Origin of the sequence: Streptomyces sp. rh34 (assembly GCF_002551245.1) — a bacterium.
GTDB lineage: Bacteria > Actinomycetota > Actinomycetes > Streptomycetales > Streptomycetaceae > Streptomyces.
On sequence record NZ_NTGZ01000344.1, the window covers coordinates 1 to 6,662 of the forward strand.

3 protein-coding genes and 1 pseudogene are annotated in these 6,662 nt (G+C 70.8%); 3 read left to right on the forward strand and 1 reads right to left on the reverse strand.

All coding sequences use genetic code 11. The features are described from left to right. Positions 1-355 precede the first annotated feature (355 nt). The 3 genes from CR470_RS34665 to CR470_RS34675 all read left to right on the forward strand — a co-directional run bounded on the left by CR470_RS34665 (position 356) and on the right by CR470_RS34675 (position 6,391). Positions 356-4,225, forward strand: a complete 3,870-nt coding sequence (locus tag CR470_RS34665; RefSeq protein ID WP_097871406.1) for an endo-alpha-N-acetylgalactosaminidase family protein — start codon at positions 356-358, stop codon at positions 4,223-4,225. A 307-nt stretch (positions 4,226-4,532) separates the two neighbouring features. Beyond that, complete coding sequence (locus CR470_RS34670; RefSeq protein WP_097871408.1) at positions 4,533-6,116, forward strand: acyl-CoA carboxylase subunit beta; 1,584 nt, start codon at positions 4,533-4,535, stop codon at positions 6,114-6,116. 71 nt (positions 6,117-6,187) lie between these two features. Beyond that, complete coding sequence (locus CR470_RS34675) at positions 6,188-6,391, forward strand: acyl-CoA carboxylase subunit epsilon (protein ID WP_030076048.1); 204 nt, start codon at positions 6,188-6,190, stop codon at positions 6,389-6,391. A gap of 76 nt (positions 6,392-6,467) precedes the next feature. Here CR470_RS34675 and CR470_RS34680 read toward each other — a convergent pair. After that, positions 6,468-6,662, reverse strand: a pseudogene (locus tag CR470_RS34680) (ATP-binding protein); the annotation flags it as partial.

A 6,662-nucleotide genomic window follows, 5' to 3' on the forward strand; every position in this document is an offset into this window, starting at 1 on the left:
AGATGTATATAAGAGACAGGTGGTGGGGGGTGGCGCGGGGAGGGACAGGACCGTGGGGGTGCCTGCGGTGCGCACCACTCTCGCGAGGCCCGGAACGAGCGTCAAGACATGTGACTGAGAGCGCTCTCAAAAATGCTGAGTCTTCACAACTCGACGCCTCGAAGCGGTACTTGCCGGAACCGAGCGGGTGCGAACCGTGACCGCCCGGGGGCGCCGACGGCCAAGAGGTGAACGCGTTCACGGCCGGCCCCGCACCGCCCTGACTTGGACTAACGCACCGGGGTTGTTGGACGGAGTCGGCCCCCGGGGCCGAAGTTCGTTGACGGTGTCCGGACACGGCGACTACTCAGGGGCCATGTCGCCAAGATTCCCTCGCCCCGGCCTGGTCGCCGCGGCCTCAGCAGCCGTCCTGGCGCTCGTGGGGACCGCCCTCCCCGCCGCAGCCGCCGATCCGTCCCCCTCCCCGGCCGGGGCGGCGGAGTCCGGTGGATCCGCCGTCATCGGATCCGACCGGCTCGCCGTCGCCGTCGCCGACGACTTCCCGCGCGTCCTGTCGTACACCGACCGGGCGAGCGGCGAACGGCTGCTCGGCAGCGTCCGGCCGGTCACCGCCGTCACCCTCAACGGGACCGCCCGTCCGGTGAAGCTCAAGGGCAAGCCGAAGGTCACCCGCTCCGCCGCCCGCTACACCCTCGCCTTCGACTCCCTCCCGGGGGTCGAGATCGACGCCTCGCTCACCGTCTCCGGACGGGCCACCACGTTCAAGGTGACCGCCGGCCGCGACACCGCCGCGTTCCGGGTCGGGACCATCGACATCCCCGGGCACGACCTGATCTCGGTCGGGTCCGCCGAGCCCGGGGCCGCCACCGCGTTCACGAAGCTCGACCCGGACTCCACCCGCACCGCCGACGTCTTCGCGGAGGTCACCGGGGAGACGAAGCCCGACACCGCGCCCGTCGGGGCCAGTTACGCGATCCTCAACAACGGCTCACTCGCCGCGGCGATCGAGTCCAACTCCTCGTACGACAAGCCCGCCGGAGCCACCGGCGGCGACGACGCCCGCTTCTGGCACCAGGCGCGTGCCGAGGAGGGCGGCGGCGTACGGGTCGGCGTCTGGTCCGGCCAGTGGACCTACCGGGGCGAGGGCGCGCCGAAGCCCGAGAGCGGCGAGAACCTGCCGTGGGCCAAGGTCGTCGTCACCCCCGACGCCAACGGCGACAAGGCCGTCGACTGGCAGGACGGCGCCGTCGCCTTCCGAGCCATCGGCATCACCGCGCCCGGCAGTGAGGACACCGCGAAGCGGGTCGTCACCCACATCCCGTTCAACTTCGCCAGCCAGGCCACCCACCCGTTCCTGCGCACCCTGGACGACGTCAAGCGGATCTCGAAGGCCACCGACGGCCTCGGCCAGCTCGCCGTCCTCAAGGGGTACGGCTCCGAGGGCCACGACTCCGCCCACCCGGACTACGGCGGCAACTACAACAAGCGGGCCGGGGGGCTGAAGGACCTCAACACCCTGCTGAAGCAGGGGAAGAAGTGGGGCGCCGACTTCGGTGTCCACGTGAACGCCACCGAGTCCTACCCGGAGGCCAACGCCTTCTCCGAGCAGCTCGTCGACAAGACCAAGCCCGGCTGGAACTGGCTCAACCAGAGCTACTACATCGACCAGCGCCGCGACATCAACAGCGGCGACCTGGCGAAGCGCTTCCAGCAACTGCGCGACGAGACCGACGAGAACCTCGACTTCCTCTACATCGACGTCTACTACAGCCACGGCTGGATCGCCGACAAGACGATCCAGGCCGTGCAGAAGCAGGGCTGGACCGTCGGCACCGAGTGGGCCGACAAGTTCGAGCGCGCCTCCCTCTGGTCGCACTGGGCCAACGACCTCAACTACGGCGGGGCCACCAACAAGGGCCTGAACTCGCAGATCATCCGGTTCATCCGCAACGGTGAGAAGGACATCTGGAACAACCACCCGGTCCTCGGCCAGACCGCTCTGGAGGACTTCGAGGGCTGGACCGGCGAGACCGACTGGAACGCGTTCACCGCCAACATCTGGCAGAAGAACCTGCCCGCGAAGTACCTCCAGCAGCAGAGGATCACCCGCTGGGACGGCAACGACATCGCCTTCACCGGCGGGGTGCGCGGCACGGTCGAGGACGGGAAGCGGACCTTCTACGACCAGGGCCGCAAGGTGCTCAGCGGCACCGACTACCTGCTGCCGTGGGACGGCGGCAAGAAGCTCTACCACTACAGCGAGACCGGCGGCTCCAGCACCTGGGAGGTGCCAGGCAAGGGCGCGTACACCCTCTACAAGCTGACCGACAACGGCCGGGAGAAGGTCACCACCGTCCGCCCCGAGGCCGGGCGGATCACGCTGACCGCCGCCGCCGGACAGGCCTACGTCCTCTACCCCGGCCGTGCGCCGAAGGAGGCGTCGGCCGCCTGGGGGAAGGGGAGCGGGCTGAAGGACCCCGGCTTCAACGACCGTGACCTGAAGGGCTGGAAGAAGACCGGCACCGCCGTCCGCGACACCGACGAGCAGGGCCGCAACAGCGCCGAACTCTCCGGTTCGGGCCCGGCCGCGCTCTCCCAGACCGTCACCGGACTCAAGCCGGGCAAGCGCTACACCGCCTCCGCCCTGATCGAGGTCGAGCCCGGCGAGAGCCGCCGTACGGTGCTGAGCGCCGGGGGTGCGTCGGTGGCCGTCGAACGCTCCACGGCCGAGGACTTCGTCGCCGCGTCCGACTGGCACGGCACGTCCTTCCAGCGCGCCAAGGTCAACTTCACCGCCCCGGCGGACGGCCGCACCACCCTCCGCATCGAGGCGGCGGGAGGCAGCACGGCGAAGGTCCGCGCCGACGACGTACGGATCGTCGAGAACGCCCCCGCGACCCGCGCCGGCGCGGTGGCGTACGAGGACTTCGAGGCCGTCGACCAGGGCTGGGGCCCCTTCCTCAAGGGCAATGCGGGCGGCTCCACCGACCCCCGCACCAGCATCTCGCAGCTCCACGCCCCGTACACCCAGTCCGGCTGGAACGGGAAGCTCGTCGACGACGTGCTCGGCGGGAAGGAGTCCCTGAAGTCCCACGAGGAGAACACCGGCCTCGTCTACCGCACCGCCCCCTGGACCGTCCCGATGAAGGACGGCCATCGGTACGAGGTCGCGTTCGACTACCAGTCCAGCCACGCCGGGGCCTACAGCTGGGTGGAGGGCTACGACCGGGTCGCCGACGGCAAGGCCTCCTCGACCGAGACCCGGGCCACCCCGGTCGGGCAGCAGCGCACCACCGGCCGGTTCAGCCGGACGCTCACGGCGGGCTGCGGCGACACCTGGACCGGGCTGCGCAAGCTGCCCGGAGCACCCAAGGGCGCGGACTTCGTGCTCGACGGCTTCACCGTGACCGACCTCGGACCGGCCCCCGCCGGACAGGAGGCCGTCTGCGGCACGCTCGACGTGGCCGCCGGCGCCGAGACCCTGGAGCCGGGAGTCCCGAACACGGTGAAGGCGACCTTCGGCAACGACGAGGCGAGCGCCGCCACCGGCGTGAAGCTCGCGCTGACCGTGCCCGAGGGCTGGAAGGCCGAGCCCGTGGGCACGGTCGCCTTCGACTCGGTCGCCCCGGGCGCGAAGGCCACCGGCAGCTGGCGGGTTACCCCGCCGGTCGACGCCCCCTACGACACGTACACGCTGGACGCGGAGGCCACGTACACCGTCGGGGGAGCGGCCAGGGCGCTCGGCGCGGGAACCTCCGTCCGCACGCTCCCGCCGCCGCCCACCGTGGACAGCTGGGCCGGCGACCTCGACTGGACCGCCTCGCAGAACGGCTGGGGCCCGGTCGAGCGCGACCGTTCCAACGGGGAGTCCGGGGCCGGTGACGGTGGCCCCCTGAAGATCGGCGGCGTCGTCTACGCCAAGGGCCTGGGCACGCACGCCCCGGCGAGGATCCGCTACTACCTGGGCGGGAAGTGCACCTCCTTCACCGCCGAGGTGGGCGTGGACGACGCCCAGGCCACCCGCGGCAGTGTGCGGTTCTCGGTCACCGCCGACGGCGCGGAGAAGGTGGCGTCACCCGTGCTGGGGGCGGCCGACCCTGCCTGGAAGCTCACGGCCGACGTCTCCGGCGCGAAGTACGTCGAGCTGGTCGTCCAGGACGGCGGGGACGGCAACGGCAACGACCACGCCGACTGGGGCGATGCCCGCTTCCACTGCGGGAGTTGACGCAGAGAGCCGATACGGGGAGGGGCGGCGCCGGCGGACCGGGGCCGCCCCTCCGGCGTGGGGCGCGGGCCCTGCGGCATACTTCGGGGAGGCCGGGGCCCGGCGGACGGGCTTCACGTTCCGTTCCCCCGCCTGTGGCTCAGCGCACATCCTCGTCTTTGTGGAGTTCATACAGTGCGGCGCGGCGTTTCGCTGGTGGATCGCGTGCACGGTGCCGCGGTTCTGTTCACTCCCACCACGAAACCGGGCAGGAGACTGTACGGAGTCGACGGCACGATTTCTGGGTCGGTGTTCGTAGGGTCAGTACATGACCGTTGTGGACGAAACCCAGGGTGAGCCGAACGACGCCCGAGGCCGGGTGGCCGAACTGCTGGCCCTGCGCGAGCAGGCGCGGCGCGGACCGAGCGAGCGGGCGACCGAGGCGCAGCACGCCAAGGGGAAGCTGACCGCGCGCGAGCGGATCGAGCTGCTGCTGGACCCGGGTTCGTTCAAGGAGGTCGAGCAGCTGCGCCGGCACCGTGCGACGGGCTTCGGCCTGGAGGCGAAGAAGCCGTACACCGACGGTGTCATCACGGGCTGGGGCACGGTCGAGGGCCGTACGGTCTTCGTCTACGCGCACGACTTCCGGATCTTCGGCGGGGCGCTGGGCGAGGCGCACGCCACGAAGATCCACAAGATCATGGACATGGCCATCTCGGCGGGGGCCCCGCTGGTCTCCCTGAACGACGGTGCCGGGGCCCGTATCCAGGAGGGCGTCTCGGCGCTCGCGGGCTACGGCGGCATCTTCCAGCGCAACACCCGGGCGTCCGGTGTGATCCCGCAGATCAGCGTGATGCTCGGCCCGTGCGCGGGCGGCGCGGCCTACAGCCCGGCGCTCACCGACTTCGTGTTCATGGTCCGTGAGACCTCGCAGATGTTCATCACCGGACCGGACGTCGTGAAGGCGGTCACCGGCGAGGAGATCACGCAGAACGGCCTCGGTGGCGCGGATGTGCACGCCGAGACCTCGGGCGTCGCGCACTTCGCGTACGACGACGAGGAGACCTGCATCGCCGAGGTCCGCTACCTCATCGGGATGCTGCCCTCCAACAACCGCGAGAACCCGCCGACGGCTCCGAGCGACGACCCCGCCGACCGGCGCGGCGACGTCCTGCTGGACCTGGTCCCGGCCGACGGCAACCGCCCCTACGACATGCACAAGGTGATCGAGGAGCTCGTCGACGACGGCGACTACCTGGAGATCCACGAGCGCTGGGCCCGCAACATCATCTGCGCGATGGCCCGCCTGGACGGCCAGGTCGTCGGCATCGTCGCCAACCAGCCGCAGGCGCTGGCGGGCGTGCTGGACATCGAGGCCTCCGAGAAGGCCGCACGCTTCGTCCAGATGTGCGACGCCTTCAACATCCCGATCATCACCCTTCTGGACGTTCCCGGCTTCCTGCCGGGCGTGGACCAGGAGCACGGTGGGATCATCCGCCACGGAGCGAAGCTGCTCTACGCCTACTGCAACGCCACCGTGCCGCGGATCTCGCTGATCCTGCGGAAGGCCTACGGAGGCGCGTACATCGTCATGGACTCCCAGTCCATCGGGGCCGACCTCACCTACGCCTGGCCCACCAACGAGATCGCGGTGATGGGCGCCGAGGGCGCGGCCAACGTCATCTTCCGCCGCCAGATCGCCGACGCCGAGGACCCCGAAGCCATGCGCACCCGCATGGTCAAGGAGTACAAGGCCGAGCTGATGCACCCCTACTACGCGGCCGAGCGTGGCCTCGTCGACGACGTCATCGACCCCGCCGAGACCCGCGAGGTGCTCATCGCCTCGCTCGCCATGCTCCGCAACAAGCACGCCGACCTGCCGTCCCGCAAGCACGGCAACCCCCCGCAGTAGTCATTCCTCGCGGCGGCGCGATCCGCCGCACGGTCCTTGACATCCTGCCGAGAAGACGGAGACACCCCACCATGAGCCTGACGTCCGCCGAGTCCGTCCTGCGCGTCGAGAAGGGTCACGCCGACCCCGAGGAGCTGGCGGCCATCACCGCCGTCCTGATGGCCCGCGCCGCCGCCCAGCCCGCCGCCCCCGCCCACCGCGGCCGCGACACCGCCGGATGGCGCCGCCTGGAGCGCACGCCGGGCTTCCGCGCACCGCACAGCTGGCAGGGCTGACCACCCGCGAGCCCCACGTGGAAGGGCCCCGCACTCCTCAGGAGTGCGGGGCCCTTCCACGTCACGTGCCGGAGCCTCAGCGCAGCCGCGCCATCAGGGCGTGCTCGACCAGGGTGATGAGCGCGCTCTTGGCGTCCGCGCGGTGGCGGGCGTCCGTCGTCAGAATCGGGGTGTCGGGCCCGATCTGGAGTGCCTCGCGTACTTCGTCGGGGGTGTAGGGCTGGTGTCCGTCGAAGCCGTTGAGGGCGATGACGAAGGGCAGCCCGCTGTT

Bases quoted from the DNA above. Each gene is read 5' to 3' on its own strand.
- CR470_RS34670 (WP_097871408.1), top strand. From the start codon at position 4,533: ATGACCGTTGTGGACGAAACCCAGGGTGAGCCGAACGACGCCCGAGGC.
- CR470_RS34675 (WP_030076048.1), top strand. From the start codon at position 6,188: ATGAGCCTGACGTCCGCCGAGTCCGTCCTGCGCGTCGAGAAGGGTCAC.
- CR470_RS34665 (WP_097871406.1), top strand. From the start codon at position 356: ATGTCGCCAAGATTCCCTCGCCCCGGCCTGGTCGCCGCGGCCTCAGCA.